The 23,539-nt window shown below is 45.9% G+C and carries 25 protein-coding genes and 1 other annotated feature; all 25 genes read right to left on the minus strand.

The genetic code is table 11. The annotated features are described in order from the left end of the window. Positions 1 to 523: 523 nt before the first annotated feature. Positions 524 to 2,110, minus strand: coding sequence for a LysM peptidoglycan-binding domain-containing protein (locus NLX74_RS14245; protein WP_254329124.1), 1,587 nt, complete (start codon positions 2,108 to 2,110; stop codon positions 524 to 526). A 159-nt stretch (positions 2,111 to 2,269) separates the two neighbouring features. Next, complete coding sequence (gene ilvE, locus NLX74_RS14250; RefSeq protein ID WP_254329125.1) at positions 2,270 to 3,154, minus strand: branched-chain-amino-acid transaminase; 885 nt, start codon at positions 3,152 to 3,154, stop codon at positions 2,270 to 2,272. A 17-nt stretch (positions 3,155 to 3,171) separates the two neighbouring features. Then, on the minus strand, positions 3,172 to 4,071 hold the full coding sequence (gene pheA / locus NLX74_RS14255) for a prephenate dehydratase (protein ID WP_029518431.1): 900 nt from the start codon (positions 4,069 to 4,071) through the stop codon (positions 3,172 to 3,174). After that, positions 4,068 to 5,036 carry a homoserine kinase gene (gene thrB / locus NLX74_RS14260; RefSeq protein ID WP_254329126.1) on the minus strand — a complete coding sequence of 323 codons (969 nt, stop codon included), beginning with the start codon at positions 5,034 to 5,036 and terminating at the stop codon, positions 4,068 to 4,070. Before thrB ends, pheA begins: the two co-directional genes overlap by 4 nt. A gap of 27 nt (positions 5,037 to 5,063) precedes the next feature. Beyond that, complete coding sequence (locus tag NLX74_RS14265; RefSeq protein WP_069290208.1) at positions 5,064 to 6,350, minus strand: homoserine dehydrogenase; 1,287 nt, start codon at positions 6,348 to 6,350, stop codon at positions 5,064 to 5,066. Positions 6,351 to 6,393: 43 nt separating this feature from the next. Then, a complete protein-coding gene (locus NLX74_RS14270) occupies positions 6,394 to 6,831 on the minus strand; it encodes an ACT domain-containing protein (protein WP_013311587.1) in 438 nt (145 codons plus the stop codon). Between the two features lie 157 nt (positions 6,832 to 6,988). Beyond that, on the minus strand, positions 6,989 to 8,299 hold the full coding sequence (gene obgE, locus NLX74_RS14275; RefSeq protein WP_235308625.1) for a GTPase ObgE: 1,311 nt from the start codon (positions 8,297 to 8,299) through the stop codon (positions 6,989 to 6,991). 13 nt (positions 8,300 to 8,312) lie between these two features. After that, the gene (locus tag NLX74_RS14280) at positions 8,313 to 9,050 is read right to left on the minus strand and encodes a Spo0B domain-containing protein (RefSeq protein ID WP_061828886.1); all 738 of its coding nucleotides are present in this window, start codon (positions 9,048 to 9,050) and stop codon (positions 8,313 to 8,315) included. A gap of 145 nt (positions 9,051 to 9,195) precedes the next feature. Then, positions 9,196 to 9,513: a 50S ribosomal protein L27 gene (rpmA, locus tag NLX74_RS14285; protein WP_039272574.1), complete on the minus strand. Its 318-nt coding sequence runs from the start codon at positions 9,511 to 9,513 to the stop codon at positions 9,196 to 9,198. Positions 9,514 to 9,518: 5 nt separating this feature from the next. Continuing rightward, complete coding sequence (locus NLX74_RS14290; RefSeq protein WP_013311591.1) at positions 9,519 to 9,857, minus strand: ribosomal-processing cysteine protease Prp; 339 nt, start codon at positions 9,855 to 9,857, stop codon at positions 9,519 to 9,521. 13 nt (positions 9,858 to 9,870) lie between these two features. Next, positions 9,871 to 10,182 (minus strand): 50S ribosomal protein L21, encoded by a 312-nt coding sequence (gene rplU / locus NLX74_RS14295; protein WP_013311592.1) that lies wholly within the window; start codon positions 10,180 to 10,182, stop codon positions 9,871 to 9,873. Between the two features lie 13 nt (positions 10,183 to 10,195). Further along, positions 10,196 to 10,283 (minus strand) — a sequence feature (ribosomal protein L21 leader region). A gap of 97 nt (positions 10,284 to 10,380) precedes the next feature. Further along, complete coding sequence (locus tag NLX74_RS14300) at positions 10,381 to 11,565, minus strand: Rne/Rng family ribonuclease (RefSeq protein ID WP_235308623.1); 1,185 nt, start codon at positions 11,563 to 11,565, stop codon at positions 10,381 to 10,383. Positions 11,566 to 11,613: 48 nt separating this feature from the next. Next, entirely contained in the window at positions 11,614 to 12,492 is an 879-nt protein-coding gene (locus NLX74_RS14305; protein ID WP_165179233.1) for a M50 family metallopeptidase, read from the minus strand. After that, complete coding sequence (locus NLX74_RS14310; RefSeq protein WP_235308621.1) at positions 12,485 to 13,330, minus strand: peptidoglycan DD-metalloendopeptidase family protein; 846 nt, start codon at positions 13,328 to 13,330, stop codon at positions 12,485 to 12,487. Before NLX74_RS14310 ends, NLX74_RS14305 begins: the two co-directional genes overlap by 8 nt. 254 nt (positions 13,331 to 13,584) lie before the next feature. Further along, positions 13,585 to 14,382, minus strand: coding sequence for a septum site-determining protein MinD (minD, locus tag NLX74_RS14315; protein WP_061828810.1), 798 nt, complete (start codon positions 14,380 to 14,382; stop codon positions 13,585 to 13,587). 3 nt (positions 14,383 to 14,385) lie between these two features. Further along, positions 14,386 to 15,048, minus strand: a complete 663-nt coding sequence (gene minC, locus NLX74_RS14320; protein ID WP_254329127.1) for a septum site-determining protein MinC — start codon at positions 15,046 to 15,048, stop codon at positions 14,386 to 14,388. An 82-nt stretch (positions 15,049 to 15,130) separates the two neighbouring features. Continuing rightward, the gene (gene mreD / locus NLX74_RS14325) at positions 15,131 to 15,661 is read right to left on the minus strand and encodes a rod shape-determining protein MreD (protein ID WP_023989951.1); all 531 of its coding nucleotides are present in this window, start codon (positions 15,659 to 15,661) and stop codon (positions 15,131 to 15,133) included. Further along, complete coding sequence (mreC, locus tag NLX74_RS14330) at positions 15,661 to 16,482, minus strand: rod shape-determining protein MreC (RefSeq protein WP_023989952.1); 822 nt, start codon at positions 16,480 to 16,482, stop codon at positions 15,661 to 15,663. Before mreC ends, mreD begins: the two co-directional genes overlap by 1 nt. A gap of 55 nt (positions 16,483 to 16,537) precedes the next feature. Continuing rightward, positions 16,538 to 17,572: a rod shape-determining protein gene (locus NLX74_RS14335; protein WP_013311600.1), complete on the minus strand. Its 1,035-nt coding sequence runs from the start codon at positions 17,570 to 17,572 to the stop codon at positions 16,538 to 16,540. Positions 17,573 to 17,677: 105 nt separating this feature from the next. Next, positions 17,678 to 18,370 (minus strand): RadC family protein, encoded by a 693-nt coding sequence (gene radC / locus NLX74_RS14340; RefSeq protein ID WP_025722728.1) that lies wholly within the window; start codon positions 18,368 to 18,370, stop codon positions 17,678 to 17,680. A 13-nt stretch (positions 18,371 to 18,383) separates the two neighbouring features. Continuing rightward, positions 18,384 to 18,992, minus strand: coding sequence for a Maf family protein (locus NLX74_RS14345; RefSeq protein ID WP_061828812.1), 609 nt, complete (start codon positions 18,990 to 18,992; stop codon positions 18,384 to 18,386). 22 nt (positions 18,993 to 19,014) lie between these two features. After that, on the minus strand, positions 19,015 to 19,257 hold the full coding sequence (locus NLX74_RS14350; protein WP_023989955.1) for a DUF4321 domain-containing protein: 243 nt from the start codon (positions 19,255 to 19,257) through the stop codon (positions 19,015 to 19,017). Between the two features lie 121 nt (positions 19,258 to 19,378). Then, positions 19,379 to 20,599, minus strand: a complete 1,221-nt coding sequence (locus NLX74_RS14355; RefSeq protein WP_254329128.1) for an SPOR domain-containing protein — start codon at positions 20,597 to 20,599, stop codon at positions 19,379 to 19,381. 166 nt (positions 20,600 to 20,765) lie between these two features. Continuing rightward, positions 20,766 to 22,145 (minus strand): UDP-N-acetylmuramate--L-alanine ligase, encoded by a 1,380-nt coding sequence (gene murC / locus NLX74_RS14360; RefSeq protein ID WP_013311605.1) that lies wholly within the window; start codon positions 22,143 to 22,145, stop codon positions 20,766 to 20,768. Between the two features lie 6 nt (positions 22,146 to 22,151). Next, positions 22,152 to 23,528 (minus strand): bifunctional folylpolyglutamate synthase/dihydrofolate synthase, encoded by a 1,377-nt coding sequence (locus tag NLX74_RS14365; RefSeq protein ID WP_039272579.1) that lies wholly within the window; start codon positions 23,526 to 23,528, stop codon positions 22,152 to 22,154. Between the last annotated feature and the right edge of the window lie 11 nt (positions 23,529 to 23,539).

A 23,539-nucleotide genomic window follows, 5' to 3' on the forward strand; every position in this document is an offset into this window, starting at 1 on the left:
CGTTCGTCCTGAGCCAGGATCAAACTCTCCATTAAAGACCAACCGAAGTTGGTTTATAGAAAGAGCGATAAGCTCATGTTGAAACTGACGAGATAAAATATCTCTTGTTTGATTTTGCAAGCAAAATCGTTTTACTCACTCGTTGTTCAGTTTTCAAAGATCAAACCTACATAATATCTTACTCTGTTTCACCACCGCATCTCAGCGGCGACTTAAATAATATATCATGTTTTCTAAGTCTTTGCAACACTTTTTTTAAAAGAATTTTTTAATCAATTCTGCTTTGTTTTCGTGTTGCTAACTATCTTGCAAAAGACAGCTATAAGAATATACCACAAAATTACGCTAATAGGCAACACCTTTTTTAAATTATTTTCTCATCTTTAGAATTAATGCATTTAAATAAAGAGACCATTATTCCCACAAGCAGAATAACAGTCTCTTTAACATTCATTTCTTCCTCTTAATGAATAATAAAGCCGGGCACTACCAGGAGGTTCCTCTCCTTTTACATATAGCCACGTCAGTCCTTAATCCACGGATTTTTACGCGAACGTGCATTATAGGATGAGGAGCCGGATTTTTGCTTTTTATTAGTAGCATTTTTACTGGAAACCTTGGCTTTGGATGTCTCTTCTTTGGATGTACTGCCAGAGCTGTCTTTTGATTTACCTTTACGCACGCTACGATCCTTTGATTTAGAAGAAGAACCAACTTCATTTTGGGATGCAATAGTCAGATTGTTACCAATCTCCTGCGATCCTGGAATTGCTGGTGCCGACTGGACGTTCTCTTCCCGGCATCCACAGTCTGGCATAAACATGTAGGGTGTTGTATATCCCTCTAATGGATACATAGGTGCATTCCCATGCGCAAACGGATGATAAGGGGAATTCGCAGATTGTTGTCCTTGTAGTTGGCTATAGTCGGACACGTGCCCACCCGCAGGCGAACCATATGGAGGTCCTCCCCATGCCTGGCTCCATTGACTGCCCTGGACTGTACTCTCTGGATACTGCTGTGGATGCCCTTGATGGATAAATGGAGGATAGACAGGGTAGGATGCATTTTCAGACGCCTCATGACTCGGATAATATCCAGGGGCGCAGCAATCTGAATAGGCAGGATAAGGTGTTGGATGGGCATTTATAGGTGGTGTCTGCACAGGCCCCCAGCACCATGGATGCTCACAATCATGATGATAGCCCTTATCAGAAACTACAGTAGGAGAGGCGTGTTCTGCTAAGGAGGTATTTATAGGCGCATTCCCCCAAGTTTGAGGAGACTCAATCCCCGGATACCACGAGTTCGGCATTGCATTTATTTGTGGGCTATAATCAAATGTCGGCTGTTGTATCGACCACTCGGAATTTACCATCGGCTCCGATTTTGTGCAGCCGCAAAATTTTTCAGCTACAGGTTGCTTCACAATAGTTATAGGAAGCTGTGGCTTAGATGCGATGGGTTGGGTAACTATAGGTTGCATTTGAGGTGGAGCAGGTGGAGTAACTATGGGCTGCATTTGAGGTGGAGCAGGATTTACGGGTGCCATAGGAACTTCAGGCAGTTTTAATTCAGGAAGCTTAGGAGGATTCACTGTTTCTTTCGGCTGTGTCATCTCTTCTTTGGGGCTAGGCATATTTTCCTGCTTAGGCTGCGTTAACTCCTCCTTGGGCTGGGTAAGTTCTTGCTTGGTTGGGGATTCAGGTTTAGGCTGTGTCATCTCTTCTTTGACTGCGGTATTTTTTTTATTCTCCGTAAAATCAGACGTCTCTTCTTTGTAGTGTGGAATATTAACTGTTTCTCCAACCAGAAGTGCGTTCGGGTTTTTAAGCTGGGAATTGGCATCAATAATTAGCTTAAGCGGTACGTTCCACGCCTTGGACAATTTCCACAATGAATCTCCTTGCTTAACCTTGTGTTGATATACCGTTGACGGCTGTGTTTCCATCGTAACAGGGTCTGTTGGAATTTTAATTTTCTCGCCGATACTCAACTGATTAGGGTCTGCCAATTGGGGATTGGCGGCAATAACTTTCTCCAGCGTCACATTATACTTCTGTGCCAGCAAGTACAGAGTGTCACCTTTTTTGACGATGTGTATTTTCACAGGTCACAAACCTCCTAGACTTTCGTTCGGGCGGGATAAACGCCCGGCTTCTGTTATTACATCCTATGCACCTCCCGGGCGAATGACCCCATACAAACAAAAAAATCCTTTTAACCGAATACTCACGCGAGCATTCAGTTAAAAGGATTCGGTTTTATTTTAGTCCTGCCACACTTTGTAGCCATCCTGATCCACAATCTTACGGAACTCAGCCAAGAGCTTCAAAGTCACTGGGCCAGCAACGCCGGAGCCGATCGTACGACCATCCACTTCATAAGCTGCAATAACTTCTGCCGCAGTTCCTGTAAAAAACACCTCGTCCGCAACATATACATCATGCAGTGTAAAAGGTTGTTCCTTAAGGGGGTATCCAAGCTTAGCACACAAATCGATAATAGCATTACGAGTAATCCCTTCAAGCGCCCCCAAATAGCAAGGAGGTGTATATAACACTCCGTTTTTGACAATGAAAATGTTGTCCGCAGAGCCTTCCGTCACATACCCTTGGGAATTGAGCATAATAGCCTCACCTACACCAGCATAGTTAGACTGGATCTTCACGAGGATATTGTTGAGATAGTTCAATGATTTAATCTTCGGATTCAAAGCGTCTGGGATGTTGCGACGCTGAGAGACAGAAATTGTCTTCAGGCCAGTCAAGTAAGCTTCTTCCGGGTAAATGGCGAGCTGCTCCACGATAATGATGACACTCGCCTTCGCACAACGAAGAGGATCTAAACCTAGATTTCCTGCACCTCGGGATACAATCAGACGGATATATCCGTTACGCATTTCGTTAAGACGAATCGTTTCAGCCATTGCTTCCAACATTTCATCAGGAGACAAAGGAATGTTTAACTGAATGGATTTCGCAGAATCATACAGACGCTCCAAGTGCTCCTTACATTTAAAAACATTCCCGTTATAGATACGAATGCCCTCAAATATACCGTCTCCGTACAAGAATCCATGATCATATACGGAAACCTTTGCGTTTTCCTTAGTCACATGCTGCCCATCCAGATAGATCCATTGTTCTGCCATTAAAACCACACCTCCGATTAATGTTCCTTTAAAATAGGTTCGATCGCTGCTTCAACATACTTGTAGCTTGGATAAGAGCCAAGAACACGTACATGGCACCCCAAAGCCTCGATCTCTGCAAAGGCTGCCGGAAGCAGCACGGAATGCAGAGATTCCAAAACTTCAATGTAAAAATAATAATTCCCCAATTGCTTTTTGGTCGGACGCGATTCAATACGGGACAGATTTAACCTGCGCCATGCAAATGCGGATAAAACCTGATGCAGCGCTCCCGGGAAATCCTGCGGCGGCGTGACCAAAATACTGGTTCGCTGACCTTCAGGCGTACCCGGGAGACTTATAGGTTGATGACCGATCAAGACAAAGCGGGTAAAGTTGTTATCGTGATCCGTCACTTTGCTGGCCAAAATATCCAATCCGTGTTTGGCAGCCGCAAGCTTGGTTCCGAGAGCGGTCCAGCCTTTACCGGGGTTATGTTTAACAATTTCGACGGCTTCTGCCGTACTTCCTGCACTCTCCAACTCGGCCTGAGGAGCGGAAGCCTGTATGAATTCTTTACACTGGGGAAGCGCCACAGGATGAGACATAATTTTGACCACTTTGCTCAAATCCAGCTTGTCCAAATCCTTCGTAAATTCACTGCGATGACCAATAAGATTTTGAATTGAAGGATATACCCATTCCGCCTGCATTTGAATGTCTACTTCATGTACAAGCCAATCCATATGCAAACTTACAGAGCCATCAATCGTATTTTCAATGGGAATTACACTATAGTCTGCCTGACCCTTGTCTACTGCCTGAAATACGTCCGCAATATGTTTGTAAAAAAGTAATTCATGGGACGTATCTCCTAACAAATACTTAATCGCTTCATGAGAAACAGTCCCCTCAGGAAGAAGTGCAATTCGTTTCATATCGTAAGTTCCCCTTTAATCATATCCATAAAAGAGAGAGTATTCCCTTCTGTATATACTTTAACTCCTTCATTCTCAGGGCGCAATTTTAAAACAGAAGCAGTGATCCCCTCTTTGTTCATGGTATCCGTTAAATACTGCTCCAGCTCTGCTTTCCGATTTTCCCGCCGATCTGTCAATGCCAGCAACGTTGGTCCAGCCCCACTTAGAGCCACACCCAAAGCACCATAATGGTGCGCATCCTGCAAGATCTCTGTCATACCTGGCACAAGTGCCGCGCGGTAAGGCTGATGAAGCTGATCACGCATCGCTTCGGCGATTAAATCGGTTCGTCCTGACGCCAATGCTGCTACCAGCATGGAAGCATGACTTATATTATATACAGCATCCTTCAACGATACATGAGCGGGTAGAACCTCTCTGGCTTTCGACGTGGACAGCTGAAAATCTGGAATAACTACCATAACCTCCAGATTGGCATCTGGTTCAAGCCGTAAATGCCTAGCATGCTCGCCGTCCCACATCGCTGTAATAATACCACCAAACAGGGAAGCCCCAACATTGTCCGGATGTTTTTCAATGGCGCTTGCCATATCGAACAGCTTGGAATTCGGCAGAGGCGAGCCAATCAACGTATTGGCAGCGACCAAGGCGCCCACAATAGCAGAAGCACTGCTGCCCAAACCACGAGTCAGCGGAATATCAGAGTACATCGAAATATCGAGCTCAGGAACAGATACACCTGCTTCCCGAAAAACCATTTGTGCTACCTTGAAAATCAGATTAGTTTTATCTTGGGGAACACCATTCATTTCATCTCCGTATAAATGAAAAGCCGTCTGTTCGGCCTCCTTCATTTCAATCCATGCATATAAGGACAATGCCATGCCCAATGTATCAAAGCCGGGACCCAAGTTGGCCGTACTCGCAGGCACACGCACTCTTGCTGTTTTTAAAACGGTCATACAGACAATTCCTCCTGCTTTTATTGACTATCCCTCTACTCGATATACGCTCTTGATGCGACGAATGACGTCTAAAGTTTCAAAATGCTCCAAAACCTTTTTCATACTCGCTTTACTGGCTAAATGAGTCACGATAATAATTTCAGCATCGGGGTTAACCTCATTCGGTTGCTGCACAACAGATGCCAGACTGACATTAAATTCAGCAAATACTTGCGTAATCCGTGCCAACACCCCTGCTTTATCATCCACATGCAGAAGCACGAAGTTTTTGAAATACACATCTTCGTCGTTACTAATTTTTTTAGGGTTGTAAGGAACGATGGCTTTAAGCCCATTGACACCAAGTTTGAGATTTTTCACTACAGCTACTAAATCAGCTACAACCGATGTTGCCGTCGGCATTTCACCTGCACCCGCACCATAAAACATGGTTTCACCCACTGCTTCACCATGCACATACACCGCGTTGAATACCCCGTTCACCGAAGCCAATGGATGCTGCTTGCGTACCATGGTCGGCTGAACATTAATCGTAAATTCATCACCCTGACGCTCTGCAATGCCGAGCAATTTCATTTCATATCCTAGTTTTTTAGCAAAAGCAATATCTTCACTGGTTACCTTTGAAATGCCACTGACACTTACATCCTTGAGCTCTACATTAGAGCGGAAACCGAGCGTGCCGAGAATTGCCATTTTACGAGCTGCATCCAGTCCTTCCACGTCTGAGGTCGGATCGGATTCAGCATACCCAAGCTCCTGCGCTTCCTTGAGAACTTCCTCGTACGAGGCCCCTTCCTGACTCATTTTTGTTAAAATAAAGTTGGTCGTACCGTTCACAATCCCCATAATGCGGGTAATACGGTCGGAGGAGAAACCTTCAATGAGTGTACGAATAATCGGGATACCGCCTGCTACACTAGCTTCATAAAAAATATCACATTGCTTTTCCTGCGCCTTTGCCAATACTTCAGAACCGTGCAAAGCCATTAAGTCCTTGTTAGCTGTTACGATGTGTTTACCCCGCTCCAACGCTTCAAGAATGTACTCCTTCGTCTGATCAACCCCGCCCATGACTTCGATAATTACATCAATTTCAGGGTCTCGAATAACTTCCCATGGGTCCTCAGTAAGCTTGGCCGTGTCCACTTCAATGGAACGATATTTTTCTATGTTTTTTACAGCTATTTTTTCAATGATGATCGGTGAACCGACTTGTCTGCTCAAATCTTCCTGATTGCCTTCTACGATTCGAACGACTCCCGTTCCTACCGTCCCCAAACCTAACAATCCTACTTTGACCGGTTTCATCCATTCCCCTCCCGCAAACTTATATCTAATGAACTGTATTGCCTTAACCTTGCCCAATCAGGCGAACACGTTTGACTCCAGAGATGTCCTCCAAGCCCTCCAGTAGAACACCCAACTCTTCACTGAGTCTGGACATTTCTACCGAGATAACTACGTTGGCTCTGCCTTGCAGTGGAATGCTTTGCTGGATCGTCAGCACATTGCCTCCGAAATCAGCCACTCTGCCAAGCACCCTGGACAACATTCCGGATTGATGTTCTAAATCAATAGAGATATTGACAATTCGCTCACGCTCCAGCTGGTTAACCAAATGTATGCCATCCTTATATTTATAAAAGGCGCTTCGGCTTAGCCCAACTTGCTCCACGGCATCATGCACGGTTTTAACATCTCCTGAAGCCAGCAGCAGTTTCACCTGTATGGTCTTAACAATAGCTTCAGGCAAAATATCTTCCCGTACCAAGTAATAGCGCTCTTTCAAGAACGTCCTCTCCTCAAAGACTTATGTTTTTGTATAGAGGACATTATATCGAAACTCATGAAAATCGGCAAGCTAACAATGCAAAAAACGGCTACTGCCTTCTATAGAGTTTCCTATAGTACAGTAACCGTTCAGGTTTTAGACCTTTATTTGATTTTTAGTAGTAGCTGCTGCCTTCAACAAATTCGAACTCGAAATCAGCAATGCGTACAGATGTACCATCTTTGGCGCCACGCTTGCGTAACTCAGCATCCACACCCATGTGGCGTAACGTTCTTGCTAATTTCAAAATGGCATCATGCGAGTTCAACTGCATGCGCTTCATCATGCGCTCAATTTTAGGGCTCTGCACCACGAATGTGTCGTTTTCACGTACAATTGTAAAGCCATCGTCTTCTGCTGTATCCAGCTTAAATACCTTACGTTCATTGACTTCTGCTACTTCCTCAACAACTGGCTCGTCCGGTATTTGATCCAACAAATCAGCAGCCCGGTAGAGCAGTTCCTTCACACCTTGACGTGTCAGTGAGGAAATAGGCATGACTTCAAGATCAGGACGTATAGAAGCAATCTTCTCTTTGAAGTGAGCCAAGTTTTCTTCAGCTTCTGGCATATCCATTTTATTGGCCGCTACAATTTGCGGACGCTCAGCCAATGCTGCATTATATTGCTTCAATTCGTCGTTAATTTTAGTCCAATCTTCAAACGGGTCACGTCCTTCGGAGCCCGCCATATCCACGACATGGATAATAATACGCGTGCGCTCAATGTGCCGCAGAAATTCATGTCCCAGCCCAATACCTTCATGAGCTCCTTCAATCAAACCAGGCAAATCCGCCATCACAAAATTACGATGATCACCCACATCCACAACACCCAGATTCGGAGTAATCGTTGTAAAGTGGTAGGCCCCAATTTTCGGTTTTGCGGAAGATACAACCGACAACAAGGTAGACTTCCCAACACTAGGGAACCCGACCAAACCTACGTCAGCCATTACTTTTAACTCAAGCGTGATATAACGTTCTTGTCCCTCTGCACCGTTCTCAGCCAACTCAGGCGCTGGATTACTCGGCGTAGCAAAACGGATGTTCCCGCGTCCTCCGCGTCCTCCTTTAGCTACGACGACTTGTTGACCATGACGTGTCATATCTGCTACTACTTCACCAGTATCATCATCTATGATGACCGTTCCCGGTGGTATACGTACGATCATGTGCTCCGCATTGGCTCCGTGTTGGCTTTTGTTGCGACCTTTTACTCCACGCTGGGCTTTAAAATGACGTTGGTACCGAAAATCCATCAAGGTACGCAAACCCTCATCCACACGGAAAATTACATCTCCACCGTTCCCTCCGTCACCACCACCTGGGCCACCTTCAGGAACGTATTTCTCACGGCGAAACGCAATTAATCCGTCTCCACCGTCACCGCCTTTAACAAAAATCTTCGCTTTATCTACAAACATGGTTACACCTTCCTTATGTCTGGCACTGCATCCGAATTTGAAGCATTTCGCCCGTAGGAAGCTTCTCTGTTCGAATGCGTTTACTTCCGGGTACGGATCTGACCTGCTTTAGGATATTCAAATCCGCAGGTATGTCACTTCCTTCAAAACGGACGATAACATCATTCTGATCCATACCGAAAAAAAGTGTCAATCTGCGCACTTCTCCCCAGGACGACCGGCCCCCGCCATATTGATACGCACGCACCGTTTCTATGACGGCCGAGGCAAGCGACTCGCCGTCTTCGGGAGACATGACAGCGTCTAACTTTAACTGCTCCTCAACCTGTACCGACAATTGTAAATTACCGGCGTTCACGCGAAAAGACTGCAAATAAAACACCAGTGAGGGAATACCCAACTTAGATATTTTACTGTCTTCCGCCACGCGCCCTTTTATTGTTTCCACATAAGCAACAGATTTATCATGCTTATTCATACGAATATATCCATAAAGCACCTGTAAGTCATTCATCCAGTCATGCCGATGATGGTTAAGCATTGAAATCGCTGTACGTTCAAAAGAACGCAAAGCAGCTTTCCGTTCATACTCAACCTGTCTTTGCGTATACCACATACCAAAGCATGCAGCAACTACAGACCATACTGCTAATAAGATAATCGTTAATACTTTAGGATAGAGCAGTGAAAAAACCAAAGGAATCAGAATGGAACCCAACGCCAGATAAGGCGCTCTTATCCGCTGGAACATGGCTTCTCTCCGTTCTGCGAAATTAAATGGATTATTAAAGAACCTTAATCCAGTATAGCACAGACTAACTTTCCAGTTCATTACCATCATGCAAAAAAGCCTCCGACAAAAGTGCCGGAGGCTTTTCAGCGTGTCTAAGCCGCTATTAAGCTTCTACAGTAGCTGCTACTGGAGCAACGTCGATCGGGTAGATGCTCACCTTTTTGCGATCACGGCCCCAACGTTCGAACTTCACAACGCCGTCCACTTTCGCGAACAGAGTGTCGTCCTTACCGATGCCCACGTTCGTGCCCGGGTGAATTTTCGTTCCGCGTTGACGAACCAGGATGCTACCGCCGGTAACTGCTTGACCGTCAGCACGTTTCACTCCAAGACGTTTCGATTTACTGTCACGTCCGTTTTTTGTGGAACCTACACCTTTTTTCGATGCGAATAATTGAAGATCCAATGTCAATTTCAACATGATGTCTACCTCCTTCTTTGATTATTTTCTATTTGAATATACTTACCGTATGATTCAGCAATACTTGTCAGCATAATCACCATGGACTCCAGCAACAGTTGAACCTGTGCGTTCGCATCATGATAACTTTCAGGAGAAAGATACGCGCTTAAAAAGCCGTTTTCCATTTCCGTTTCCATCTCAACGTCCGTAAGAGCTCCAATCGAATTGACAGTTCCTACTGTTACCGCCGAAACGCCAGCACATACGATATCCTCGCCAGATTTAGCGAAATTTGCATGTCCTTTAACGGAAAACCCCTGTATGCTGCCATCCTCCAGTCGTGTAATACGCACGATAATCACTTATCGCACCCTCTTACGCTTGGATTTTTTCAATCGTCACTTTCGTGTACGGTTGACGATGACCTTGCTTCACATGGTAGTTCTTTTTAGGTTTGTATTTGTATACGATGACCTTTTGACCTTGACCATGCTTCTCAACTTTAGCTGTTACAGAAGCTCCAGAAAGAAGCGGTGTACCTGCTGTCAAGCCATTGTCGCCGGACACTGCCAGAACACGATCGAACGTTACAGTTTCACCATCATTAGCTTCCAACTTCTCGATGAACAATACGTCGCCCTCTTGAACTTTGTATTGCTTACCACCTGTTTCGATAATTGCGTACATTTGCTTGCACCTCCTTATGTCTCAGACTCGCCTAATAGCAGGTGGCAGATTCCCTTAGGATACTGCACTTCAGTACCTGATTGGAGCGGTTACAGCATGTGCAGCCAATCTTACGCATCACACATACTAAATGATTGTAGCACAAGCTTGGTACACATTCAACCTTTAGTTTTAAAATGATTTTTGGTTACGCATCCTCTACACGAGCGTCTTTTCCTCACGCACTTTTTTGCGGGTCATTTCCAGCAAACCTAACCGCGTCCAACCGACAACATAAGATTTGGTCCGATCCTTCTTCAATCTTGCTTCCAGCACAGAGGATACTTCCCGACGGTTCTCCTCTTGTTCCATGTCAATAAAATCAATGATGATGATACCACCAATATCACGCACACGTACCAGGCGGGCAATCTCTTCAGCTGCTTCAATGTTAGTCCGGGTCACCGTTTCTTCCAGATTACTGCCTCCCGTAAACTTCCCGGTATTCACATCAATGACGGTTAATGCCTCCGTATGATCAATGACAATGTATCCGCCGCCCTGCAGCCATACCTTTCGCGCAAAATCGCGTTCCAGCTGCTCATGAATGCCATAAGCTTTGAAAATTGTTTCTTCTGGACCACGAAATATACTTACATGAGCTTTCGCAGGACCGATCTGTTGCAGCATTATTTCTGCATCCTTTGCTTGCTCTTCACTGTCAATGACCAGTTCATCCTGTTCAGGTGTAAACACATCCCGAATCAACCGCTGAACAATACTTAAATCCCGGTGTAATTCGCACGGAGCCGAGTGTTCACCAGCTTTACGCTGAATAGCCACCCACTGCTTACGCAGTTGATTTAAATCATTTTCAATCGCCTCTATACTCATGTCCTCCGAAACGGTACGGATTATGAGTCCTTCCTCACTTGTGCGTAGCTGCTCTCCCATTGCTTTCAAACGGGTACGTTCGCCCTCACGTTCGATCTTCTTAGATACGGCCACATAATCAGCACGGGGCATATATACGATCCAGCGACCCGGAAGTGAAAAATGAGTGGTGACCCTGGCTCCTTTACTACCAACAGCCTCTTTTAATACCTGCACTACAATTTCCTGCCCTACCTTTAACACTTCAGAAATGGATGGCTTTACCTCCGGCTGCTTGTCCAAATGAGCATGAAGTACGTCATCTACATACAAAAAGGCATTCTTTCGCTGTCCAATGTCAACAAAGGCGGCTTGCATACCTGGTAGCACATTGACCACCCTCGCTTTGAAAAAAGAACCTAAAATTCCCCGTTTTCGCGGTAGTTCAGCCGCATATTCAACCAATCGTCCCTCTTCCAACAGCGCCATTTGGGTCATCTGCTGCTGGCATTGTACAATCATTTGCTTCATGGTTTTTCAACCTCTCTGGATACAGCCTCTTCCTTAACTCATAAAACATTATTTGGGCTTGGGTTCTCCACCATCTGGCGGGCGTGTCGCAAAATAAGAGCGAATAAGACGTTGCTCCGGCAATACGGCTACAATCCGTCCCTGTTCATTCATAACATAAACCATATGATACCGATCTCTTCTGAAAAGACGCAAAATAGGCTCCAAATGTTTCACTGGCAGGGATACAATAGGTAAGGCAATACTTCCCTTAGCTACTTCGTGGTAAAAAAGCTCGTCCCTCCCCAGCAAAAACCGTATAAAACGGTAAGGGATATTCCGATAATCCACAATATTAGAATAAAGCAAAAAAATCCCTACCGCTAGCAGATTTAAATGGATAGGTCCATTTTGCCTTAACAACGGCGAAATACCATATATACAAAATAGCAAACTCGTTACGATACTGGCTCTAAAAGTCCACACTAATGTGCGGTGATAAGAACAAGATAAGCTAATCAGTGCCTGCAATATTTTTCCACCGTCAAGTGGTAAAATGGGCAGCAAATTAAACAGTGCAATAACTGCATTCCCCTGAATGATATAATTTACATAATCATACTCCAGTCCACTCACATTTCTGAACCACAAAAGGATGATGATCATGATTCCGTTTTGCAGGGGGCCCGCTAGCGCAATGACAATCTCCTTCCACGCATTGAGCTTCCCCTGATCCTCAATGACCGCCACTCCTCCAAAGGGTAACATCTGTATGGAAAGCACCCGCGCACCCAACAACGAAGCAGCTGTCGCATGGCCTAGCTCATGAATAAACACCAATGTAAATAAGGTTATGATCTCGATAAAATGTCCCGTTAATATAGAGGTCAGCATAACCAATACAAACAGTGGATGTAGTGATAAGGTCACCCCTCGGACATTAATCAAGGGCTACCACTTCCGACGGGTCAATGTATTGATCCCCTCTTTGAACTGCCAAAAACAAAGTCGCCGCCTCGCTGCCGCTGTGACTTGCTGGCAGTACACCGATCTCATCTCCCTCCTGAACCCAGTCGTTCACTTTTAAGGTAGAGCGGGAAAGCCTTCCGTAAGTTGCTGTGATACCGCCAGTGTGTCGAATTGTAATCGAAATCCCGCTTTTGGGATGATTTAATATGTCTAATACTCGACCTGCATCTATACTTTTAACAGCGATTGCCCCGTTATCGGTAACATTCGGCGTAATTTCTACCCCTTTAAGGCTCAGTACAAAAGGTTGTGTTATATTGCCTTCAATCGGTGGAGAGCCCTTTCGACTTGCGTCTACCTTGTGCGTTTCATGCTCCTCGCCAAAAATCGGCAAAAAGGAAGGTGCTCCGTCAAAATAAGTTTCATACCATTGTCCGACGGCTGCAAAATCCATATCCTTATTCAAGGCATCCGCAATAAACATTCTCAAATTCACTGCATAGGGAATATCCCAACGAAACATTCCCCATACCATTCCAAATAACACCGTTGCTATGACTGATCTTCGCCAAAAGGAAGTCCAAAAAGACGGACCACGATTCGTCCCAAAAGATTGCTGCCAGCGTTGCCGCTCATTTTTCCACTCAGTTTCTGGGTCTCTGGGCGAGTTGGCACTGTCTATAGGCATCGACTTCATATCTTTATCCCCGTGCCTGTTCTGATATATGCCAGAGGGATACGTCTCCGCTTTGCTTCCCGCGATTAGCTGCTGTATACGTTCTTCTCTGCGCTGCTTGATTCCGGAATTTTTATTCATCCTGTTCAGCCCCCTCAGCGAGGTATGTTTGATACATCTTATGAGGACGGGCTTCAACTTATGTTGTCCGGTTCGGGATTACGCACCTAAAAATCAAAAAAACCGGCGCTAGCGCACCGGATATGTTTTGTATTTATGATATTTATGTAGTGACCCTAAATTTTGAGAAACCGTATTATAGGAATTTAAAAAGATAAACCAAAAACACTTAAATAAGATTATCACTTATTTAAGTGTCTAGTATTACAATTTTCTCATCCACCCATACCAAAAAACTTCTTAAAGCGTGTCATCACGCTTTTCTTTTGGTCTAGCTGCATGAGGGGCACTGTATCGCCCAAGATTCGTCTCGCAATGTTACGATAAGCAATCGCGGCCTGTGAATCTGGATTCATAACGGTAGGCTCCCCTGTATTAGCGGCTTTAATTACCATTTCATCATCCGGCACAATCCCAATAAGGTCTATGCTAAGCACTTGTAAAATCCCATCAATATCCAACATATCTCCGGATTTAACCATGCTATTGCGAATGCGGTTAACCACCAGCTTGGGTGATACCACATGTGAGCTTTCCAGTAAACCAATTACCCGGTCTGCATCGCGTACGGCTGCATTTTCCGGGGTGGTCACAACAATGGCCTGATCGGCCCCGGCAATGGCATTTTTAAAGCCCTGTTCAATACCCGCAGGGCAGTCGATCAATATATATTCAAAATCCTTTTTAAGCTCCAAAATAATATCCTTAACTTGCTCCGGCGTAACAGCACTCTTGTCCTTGGTTTGAGCGGCTGGCAGCATATACAGCTCCTCAAAACGCTTGTCCTTAACCAGTGCCTGATTTAAACGGCAACGACCTTCCGCTACATCAACAAGGTCATAAATAATCCGGTTTTCCAGACCCATTACAACGTCTAGATTACGCAAACCGATATCCGTATCCACCAAACATACCTTCTTGCCGAGCAGTGCAAGCGCTGTTCCTATATTGGCTGACGTCGTCGTTTTGCCGACGCCGCCTTTTCCTGAAGTGACGACGATAGCCTCTCCCATGTGCTACACCCCTTTGAACACGTTAAAATCGCGGCCCAGACGCACAATATTGCTCATTTTATCTATTTGCATAGCGCCATCCTTGAGATACGCAAATTCCATACCGGATTCACGTGTCTCCCATTCGTCTGGTGGACGGCTGATCATTTCGGAAATTCGCAGCTGTGTCGGTGCAAAATAGGAAGCCGCAATGATCGCTTCACTATTTCCCTCCATCCCTGCATGCGCCATGCCTCGCAAAGCGCCGAGGACATAAATATCACCAGTACATGTTATAATTCCGCCCGGGTTTACATCTCCCAAAAAGAGTAGGTTCCCATTGTGATGAAGCACTTGACCAGAACGGATAATCCCTGTCACCGTGTGAATAGGGGGCTTTCCCTGCACTTCCACAGGCAGTCCAGGTGATTCTACAGACCTGATGAGCAGATTCCCCTTTTGCTTCAAGATCTCCAGAATACTTTCCTTCTGTTCCTCTGTCACTTCTCGGCTTCCCAGCTTAATATCCACATGAATGATCGGGCCTGTTAAAATATTTTGATGACTGTGCTCCAGCTTAAAACGCAGCTCACCTAGCAAATCCTCAAACTCGCATTGATCGTCCAGCAGGAATACCAGGCCATCTTTGATGCCTTTAATCGTGACATGATTCGATTTCGCCGCCATTAGCCTGTCCCTCCTATCTCAATCATTTCGTCCCCGGGACGTCAAATCCCTGCTAACCCGGACAAAATGTGTGTAAAAAGACCTAGACGGCCTCTTCCTTTTTCACACGGGTACCCAAACGCTGCAATTGCTTGCGAACTGGGACATAAATGATGAGGGCGAACAGAAAATGGATAAATAAATCAGGAATCATATATTGAGCAAGTGCCCAGTTGAAAGTCTGATGATTCAGCTGGAACAGCTGATCAATGGCAAATAGCATAGAATCCAGCAGGAAACTACCAATCAACACGGCTGCCATCATAATGGGCATCTGCGCACGTCGAGCTGTAAAAACAAGCCCCAATAAGTATGCAGACAACCCCATTGCAAAAGAATAAGGTCCAATGATAAACCCGTAGAACACTACATCATGAATAAGTCCAAAAACAATACCTAGCACCAATGCTGTATGACGGCTGTAATACACAGACACAAACAAGATCACGACATACACAAAATTCGGAACCATTCTTGAATGCCAACTATCCGGAAGAAGCCACGGAAGAATCGTCCCTTCAGCTATAAACAGTACAAACAGCAGCAGTATTAGAACCTGACCGCGCATCTTCATTATTCCGGTACCTCAGGAGTGTAGAGGATGAGCAATTCTTTCCAATCCACAAAGCTGGCTGCCGGTTTAATAATCGCTGTCCGTGTTTTGCCAAACTCCCCAACCTGAATCTTCTCTACCGTTCCGATCATTAGGTTTTTGCGGAATTTCCCGCCTGCACCAGACGTAATAATCTGATCACCCTTTGCGATTGGATCTTTTTCCTCAATGCGAGTCATTTGAAATCTGTTCGTACCCGGATCATAGCTTTCAATCATACCAAACGATTGATTTTCCTTGCCCAAGACTGTCGCTGCAATGGCATAAGAATTCGGATTTTTAGGATCCAGTGTAGTCAACAGTGTAACGGTGGACGTAAAATTCCCCGTTTGACTAATGACTCCTACAAATCCTTCAAGCGAACTGACTTCCTGACCAACCTTCGCTCCGTCCTTCTCACCAATATCGATCACAAGCGTTTTGGAATCATTGCTGACACTGTTCACTTGAGCAACACGATAATCATAATTATTTTTCGCCTTTTGCGTTTGGGTGAACTTCAGTTCATTCTGCAGTCTGGCATTTGTTTCAACATAATTATGGGTCTGAATCTGGTCACGAGTCAGCTTTGCTACAGCAATTTTTAATCGTTCATTTTCTTCGTAGATGCTGCGCATATTTCCGATATCTTCAAAGAAGCCCGCTATTGCTGAAGCGGGCCTGTAAAAGATACCTTGCACAAAGCCAATTGAATCTCTGGCGAACTTCTCGGGCCAGGTTAAGGAATTTCTCTGTCCAAGTGTAATCCCCATAAGGGCAATAAACAGAACGATTCCGATCAATAGAACAAATAGTCTTTTATTGCCAAACAGCTTAAACAGTTCCTACACCCCCGATTCAACGTTTGGAACGGACGGCAGAACTGCTGCGCGATTTGAACAAATGAATATTTTCCAGCGCTCTACCTGTACCGATTGCCACACAATCCAGAGGATTTTCCGCTACGATCACCGGCATTCCGGTTTCACCTGCCAACAGCTTGTCCAGATTACGCAGAAGTGCTCCACCACCAGTTAGTACGATTCCTCTATCCATGATGTCCGCTGCCAACTCGGGAGGGCATTTTTCCAGTGTTACTTTGACCGCATCCACAATTGCATTGACTGTATCCGATAACGCTTCGCTAATTTCATCAGAAGTAATCGTGATCGTCTTCGGCAAACCTGTTACCAGATCACGTCCGCGGATTTCCGAGGTTTCCACTTGCTCTAATGGCATAGCTGAACCAACTTCCATCTTCAGTTGCTCTGAAGTCCGTTCACCAATCATCAGATTGTATTGGCGCTTCACGTATTGGATGATGGACTCGTCCATTTCATCGCCAGCCACACGCACGGAGCGGCTTGTTACAATCCCGCCCAAGGAGATGACTGCCACCTCAGTTGTACCTCCACCGATATCGACAACCATACTTCCTGTTGGCTCCCATACAGGAAGATCAGCGCCAATTGCTGCTGCAAACGGCTCCTCTATCGTATATGCTTCTCTTGCACCTGCTTGCTTCGTCGCATCTTCAACAGCACGCTGCTCCACTGCAGTAATGCCTGAAGGCACACAAACCATCACGTTCGGATGACGTGGAAACAAAGAGCGTTGGGCTTGCGCCTGACGGATAAAATATTTGATCATCGTTGCTGTTGTATCAAAATCAGCAATGACACCATCCTTCATCGGACGAATCGCACGGATATTTCCCGGTGTGCGACCGATCATTTTTTTCGCAGATTCACCAACAGCCTCAATGGTTTTTGTATCTGTACGCAAAGCAACTACAGATGGTTCACGAACCACAATTCCTTTACCTCTTACGTATACAAGCGTGTTTGCCGTCCCCAAATCTATTCCCAAATCTTTTGTAAAGCCACCCAGCATGATGTAATCTCCTTTTCTCTTCCCTGAAATCTGTTATCCATGTATAAACGGTTTATTCAGGCCGGATTATCCGGTCGTGTTTAAATGTTTGATTTAAATATTATATTATATCAGACCTTGTTCCTTCAAACTTACAAAGGTCCCGTCCCCGATCACAATATGATCAAGCACGTCGATACCCACGATGTTGCCCGCTTCCATCAGGCGGCGAGTCAACTGAACATCCTCTGGGCTTGGCTTCGGATCACCGCTCGGATGGTTATGAGCGCAAATTATTGAAGCACTGCTGCATTTGATTGCTGCCCGAAATACTTCACGAGGATGCACGATGGCAGAATTCAGGCTACCCATAGATAGTGTTTCCTGAGCAATGACATGATTTTTAGTGTTAAGGAACAAGCATACAAAATGCTCTTTCTGCAAATAACGAAGCTGCTCAAACAACAGATCTGCCACATCCCGCGGGCAACTAATCACCGGGGTCTCCAAATGGCGAGACAATGCTAATCGACGCCCCAGTTCGATACCCGCTTTTAGCTGTATCGCTTTAGCATCCCCAATGCCCTTAATCTGGGTCAACTCGCTCAAGCTCATATCCACCAGTTGACGCAAATTTCCTGCCTGCTGCAAAATACGCTGCGCTAAATGTACCGAAGACTCATTTTGCGTTCCTGTACGCAGCAATATTGCCAGCAACTCCGCGTTGCTTAAGGCATCCGCCCCATATGTCATCATGCGCTCTCTTGGTCGTTCTTCATGGGGGAGGTCGCGAAGCATCAGTATTGGCGACTCCAGCATATGTTTATCCCCTTTATGGACGCAACACATTCACTCCAAAATCGGACAGCATGTCCGACAGCAAGGAAAGCGGCAATCCTACGACGTTAAAATAACAACCCTGAATAGATTCCACCAGCGTAGCACCCATGCCTTGAATGCCATACGCTCCTGCTTTATCAGACGGTTCACCAGTATTCACGTATGCCACAATTTGCTCTTGACTCAGAGGCTTCATTGTAACCTCCGTTTGGCGATGTCTGACAAGCATTTCGCCGGTTCCGGTATGTATGCAGGCTACCCCGGTGTACACACGGTGTGTTCTTCCCTGCAATGCAGTCAGCATGCGAACCGCGTCCGCATGGTCGGCAGGCTTGCCCAGTACCGAACCATCCAGCACGACAATGGTATCACTGCCAATCACCAGTCCGGCTTCCTTCGACTGAGTGGCGGTGTTCACGACCGCTTCGGCTTTGCGTGCCGCAAGGGTCTCCACGATTTGCTGAGGCGTCCAGCTCTCAGGCGTGCTCTCATCCGCATGACTCGGCACCACCTCAAAGGGGAGTCTCAAAAATGCGAGTAATTCCTTCCTTCTTGGTGAAGTCGATGCCAGAATAATGCGGGGCGTAATTTTCCCGTCCATAAGGGAAGCTCCTTTTCATCAGTTAGAGCCTGCGGTACAGCCAGAACGCGGCAATGATGCCGATCAGACTAAGCAGGCTCAATTCAAAATTTATCGTTATGTTGTAGCTGATAATATCCAGGTCCGCTCTCGGCGACCAAGATATCCTAGTGGGGTGGGTCAGAAAGGAAAGGAATTTGATCGATTGAAGGGCTTTGGCAATCCATGCACCCAGGAGCCAACCGAGCAACAAAAACAGTATAAGCATTCCTACATTTTTTTTCATCCTGATCTTCCCTCGCCATTTTTTGACACCTTCATTATTATACGGTGATTTGTACTGCAATACAAACAGAAATCCGGCATGGGGAACTATTTCCAGTTCCTTGCCGGAAAATATGGCTAGTCTATTGTTTTATGAATTGGATAAATTCCTTCTCACGCAAAACATATTCCATCATGGAGGACTGAATCTCCCAAATGTGTTCCTTGGCTGTATTCTTATTATATTCCCCAAGTGCAGAGATCGCGCTGTTCATCGCCTTTTCAAGTGAGGTTGCGGAAGCAACCGCTTCCTTTGGAAGACCGGTAGGAAGTGCAGTGATAGTTTGTGTCCACTGCTGATGCAGGTCGTTCAGCTCCTTCATGTCGGAGGCTGGCACCGTATTCGCACCTCCTTCTCCCAGCAAGGTTGAGGAAAGTCCGCTCAACTTACCCACCAATGAACTACTTAACTGAAAAAAGCCAGTGAGTTTATCGCCTTGGCCTCCGTAAGCCGCTTTTTCGAATCCAGGCAATTCAAGCTCACGAACATACAATTCGACTCCTTGTATTTTCAACTGATTGCTGAGCAACTTGGCTTGCTCCCTATCCGGTGATATTCCTGCATATACCCGGTTTTGGTCCTCGGTATCCCCTCCTGCTGCAATGCCTGCTTTCAACAGTTCTTCTTTTGCTTGTAAGGCCCGTTCTGGAGTGCTGAAAACCCCATATTGCAGCAAATAGTAGGTTTGTGGAGGTACCTGAGCCTCTATGACAGTGACAGGGACAGAATTCTCTTTTGCAGATATTGCATCCACACCAACGGATTCTTTAAAGACCGGTACAGCCTCCTCTACTGAGGGATCTGCTCCCGGGACCATGCCTCCTCCGTTAAACAGTAACAACATAATATATCCAAACATCCCCCCGGTCACCAGTGCGCTGGCTACAGAACCAACCAGTTTCCATCTAGAAGGGTGGGGCGGACGTTTTCTGTACTCTTGGCCAGAATGATAAGCTTCCTCATTCTCTTCTAGGCTATCTGGTAGAACGTCCGCATCTGACCAAGAAGCCGCCGAACGGCCAAAGGGGTCATCCCATCCCTCTTGTACTCTTAATGTCGGAGCAAAGCGCCGACTTGAAATGCGTTTATTCAGATCCTCAGGCTCATTGAGCTCTGCTTCTTGCGTAGTTACAGTATTTTTCTTCATTCCTCTAATCCGTTCCGTTCCTTTTTGCGGGTTATCAGTTTCACGCTGTTCGTTCGTAATCGACTCGTTTTTGTACGGAAGCACCTGTAGCTTATCCTCCCGGCTTGTCTCCGGCAACTGTTGGTCGAACCGGAATGTCATCTTGGTCTTGTTCATGGATGCACTCCCCCCTTGTCCCATACTTCCTCATAGTCTGTTGTATGAGTCAAGCTAAGAATATATGCCCCAGCATTACAAAAAAAGGTATCCCGAAACACAGTCGTGTTCGGAATACCCTTGAATAAATGTAATTCATTGGCGTAACAGCTCTTTTTTATACGTATTACACTTGCTGTCCGCGAAGATGGCGCGCTAACGCGTCACCTGCTTTCCAGATATCTCCCGCTCCCATCGTCAGCACAAGATCACCCGGCTGTAATCGATCTTTCAACTCCTCGATCACGGCTTCTTTGGTCGGCAAATAGATTGCATTAGCATTGCTGTTTTGGACGATTAAATCCACGAGCTTGGAAGAATGCACGCCTTCAATCTGTTTTTCTCCCGCTGGTGAATAAATATCGGTAATGATGACTTCACTAGCCTCGCTAAACGCACGGCTAAACGCATCGAGCAGGAAAAAGGTGCGGCTATAACGTTGCGGCTGGAATACAGCAATAATACGCTTGCCAGTCGCTCTCGCTGCGCTAATCGTAGCCTCAATCTCTGTTGGGTGATGCGCATAGTCATCAATAATCAGTATGTCATTGCTTTCTCCTAGTACTTGAAAACGACGCTTCGCTCCGTGAAATTCTACAATAGTAGCAGCGATTTGATCGAATGGAATCCCTGCTTCCAAACAGGATATCACAGTAGCCATCGCATTATACATGTTATGTTTACCCGGCACTGATAGTTCGATCGTTCCGAGTGCTGTTCCTTTACGACTCATAGTGAAGCTTAATCGACGGTCACCTAATTGGATATCTGTCGCCATATAATCCGCTTCATGCTCCACTCCATAAGTAATGACCCGAGTCTGGAGCTGAGGCAACATTTCCCGGATGTTCTGATCATCTGCACATACAATAGCCGCTCCATCCGGTCGAATTTGACTCAAAAACTGTACATAGGCACTTTTCAGACGATTAAAGTCGCCATCGTAATTTTCCAAATGATCCGCTTCAATATTGGTTACAATGCCTTGCCAAGGATGATATTGCAGGAAAGAACCATCACTCTCATCCGCCTCAGCAACGACAAACTCGCTTTTACCTGCTTTGGCATTCGTCCCCAAATTCGTGATTTCGCCGCCAATAATATACGTTGGATCAACGTTACATCTTTCCATAACCAGAGCGATCATGGAAGAGGTTGTCGTTTTACCGTGCGCACCCGCAACAGCTATTCCCTTACGTTCGTTAAGCAAGCGAGCCAGCATCTGCGAACGATGCAGAGTTGGAATATTCAATTCCTCCGCTGCCACCCGCTCCACATTGTCACGTGACAATGCTGTTGAATAGACGACGATATCCGCGCCTGCAATATGCTCAGGTGTGTGTCCAATATATATTTTTGCGCCTTTTGCCGCCAGTTTTTCTGTCAGCTCCTGTGATGCCACATCTGAGCCAGTCACGGTATAACCCATCTCCAGCATGACCCGAGCAATCGCGCTCATCCCGTAGCCGCCGATACCGATAAAATGAACATGTTCCGAAGTAATCAACAAATTTCACCAACCTTTTTCCGAATCGGTTTGATACATAAGGGTAGCCCGTACATCCGCAATAAGGTACAGCGTGCCGGACACCACCCCCAGATCTTCCGCTTCCGTATGTGACTGAAGCAGGCCAAGAGCCTTTTTCCAGTCACCTTCTACAATTATTTTTAAATCCGTTTTGGCATAAGACGGCCGCAGCTTCTCCACGAGATGAGCCAATTCAGCGGCATTCATTTTGCGGCGAAAATCGGGCTCGGTCAGGATAAGCGTATCCACTAGTGGCAGTATATGCTGCAAGTATGCTTCATGATGCTTGTTTGACAGCATTCCCATCATTAAAACCAATTTTTTGTACGAATACACTTGAGGAAGACTCTTGGCCAGCGTCTGTGCTCCTTCTGGATTATGAGCTCCATCAAGGACAATCCTCGGCGAGGTACTGACTTGTTCGAGACGCCCTGCCCAGGCAGTTTGCCTAAAGCCCTCCAGCAATTCTGCATCATCCAACACAAAAGCCATATACTGACGTAGGACCTCAAGTGCCATCATAGCTCCTGCCGCATTAGAACATTGGTGCTCGCCTAACAACGTGATGTCAATTTCCATATGTCGGAAGGGCCCCGCGAATGAAAAGGTCTGAGCTGTTTCATCCCCATTTAGCCGTTCATACGTAAACTGTTCTCCTGCCAGGTACAAGGTAGCTCCTTGCTTTGTCGCCGTTTCACGTATGACCTGAATAGCCTCGGGTTGGGAAACACAACTGACGACAGGTACACCCGGTTTGATGATACCGGCCTTTTCCCTTGCAATCTGTTCGAGCGTATCTCCCAAAATATCCGTATGGTCATAGCCGACATTCGTAATAACTGAGACGATTGGATTCACGATATTAGTTACATCCATCCTTCCCCCGAGACCTGTCTCCCATACCACAACATCTGGGAAAGATACCGTAGCATAGTATAAAATAGCCAATGCTGTCGATACCTCAAACATTGTAGGTGATCCCAATTCACTATCTGCGATTTCTTTCACCAACGGATACAAGCGATTGGCAAGCAAAACCAGCGTTTCATCGGGAATATCAGTCCCATTGAATTGAAAACGGTTCGTAAATCGGGTGATGTACGGAGACGTAAAAGTTCCGACATCGTACCCACATTTCAGTAGCACAGAGGTCAGAAAGGCACAAGTTGAGCCTTTACCGTTGGTTCCCGCAATATGCACAAATTTCAGATGTCGTTGCGGATCACCCAATTTACTCATTAGCTGTTCAATTCGTTCCAATCCGGGTCTGATACCAAACGGAATCAAGCCGTTAATCCATTCCACTGCTTCATCATAGCTTTGTAAAGGAGCCGTGTCTCCGCCCCTGATCGTATCTGACATCCTCTTCACCT

The sequence above is a fragment of the Paenibacillus sp. MZ03-122A genome (assembly GCF_024213325.1).
Lineage (GTDB): Bacteria > Bacillota > Bacilli > Paenibacillales > Paenibacillaceae > Paenibacillus > Paenibacillus polymyxa_B.

What these genes read in the sequence shown, in the direction of transcription:
- ilvE (WP_254329125.1), bottom strand. Translation starts at nt 3,154, where the DNA reads ATGGCAGAACAATGGATCTATCTGGATGGGCAGCATGTGACTAAGGAA.
- pheA (WP_029518431.1), bottom strand. Translation starts at nt 4,071, where the DNA reads ATGAAACGAATTGCACTTCTTCCTGAGGGGACTGTTTCTCATGAAGCG.
- thrB (WP_254329126.1), bottom strand. Translation starts at nt 5,036, where the DNA reads ATGACCGTTTTAAAAACAGCAAGAGTGCGTGTGCCTGCGAGTACGGCC.
- NLX74_RS14265 (WP_069290208.1), bottom strand. Translation starts at nt 6,350, where the DNA reads ATGAAACCGGTCAAAGTAGGATTGTTAGGTTTGGGGACGGTAGGAACG.
- obgE (WP_235308625.1), bottom strand. Translation starts at nt 8,299, where the DNA reads ATGTTTGTAGATAAAGCGAAGATTTTTGTTAAAGGCGGTGACGGTGGA.
- NLX74_RS14280 (WP_061828886.1), bottom strand. Translation starts at nt 9,050, where the DNA reads ATGTTCCAGCGGATAAGAGCGCCTTATCTGGCGTTGGGTTCCATTCTG.
- rpmA (WP_039272574.1), bottom strand. Translation starts at nt 9,513, where the DNA reads ATGTTGAAATTGACATTGGATCTTCAATTATTCGCATCGAAAAAAGGT.
- rplU (WP_013311592.1), bottom strand. Translation starts at nt 10,182, where the DNA reads ATGTACGCAATTATCGAAACAGGTGGTAAGCAATACAAAGTTCAAGAG.
- NLX74_RS14300 (WP_235308623.1), bottom strand. Translation starts at nt 11,565, where the DNA reads ATGAAGCAAATGATTGTACAATGCCAGCAGCAGATGACCCAAATGGCG.
- NLX74_RS14310 (WP_235308621.1), bottom strand. Translation starts at nt 13,330, where the DNA reads ATGAATAAAAATTCCGGAATCAAGCAGCGCAGAGAAGAACGTATACAG.
- minD (WP_061828810.1), bottom strand. Translation starts at nt 14,382, where the DNA reads ATGGGAGAGGCTATCGTCGTCACTTCAGGAAAAGGCGGCGTCGGCAAA.
- minC (WP_254329127.1), bottom strand. Translation starts at nt 15,048, where the DNA reads ATGGCGGCGAAATCGAATCATGTCACGATTAAAGGCATCAAAGATGGC.
- mreD (WP_023989951.1), bottom strand. Translation starts at nt 15,661, where the DNA reads ATGAAGATGCGCGGTCAGGTTCTAATACTGCTGCTGTTTGTACTGTTT.
- NLX74_RS14335 (WP_013311600.1), bottom strand. Translation starts at nt 17,572, where the DNA reads ATGCTGGGTGGCTTTACAAAAGATTTGGGAATAGATTTGGGGACGGCA.
- radC (WP_025722728.1), bottom strand. Translation starts at nt 18,370, where the DNA reads ATGCTGGAGTCGCCAATACTGATGCTTCGCGACCTCCCCCATGAAGAA.
- NLX74_RS14345 (WP_061828812.1), bottom strand. Translation starts at nt 18,992, where the DNA reads ATGGACGGGAAAATTACGCCCCGCATTATTCTGGCATCGACTTCACCA.
- NLX74_RS14350 (WP_023989955.1), bottom strand. Translation starts at nt 19,257, where the DNA reads ATGAAAAAAAATGTAGGAATGCTTATACTGTTTTTGTTGCTCGGTTGG.
- NLX74_RS14355 (WP_254329128.1), bottom strand. Translation starts at nt 20,599, where the DNA reads ATGAACAAGACCAAGATGACATTCCGGTTCGACCAACAGTTGCCGGAG.
- NLX74_RS14365 (WP_039272579.1), bottom strand. Translation starts at nt 23,528, where the DNA reads ATGTCAGATACGATCAGGGGCGGAGACACGGCTCCTTTACAAAGCTAT.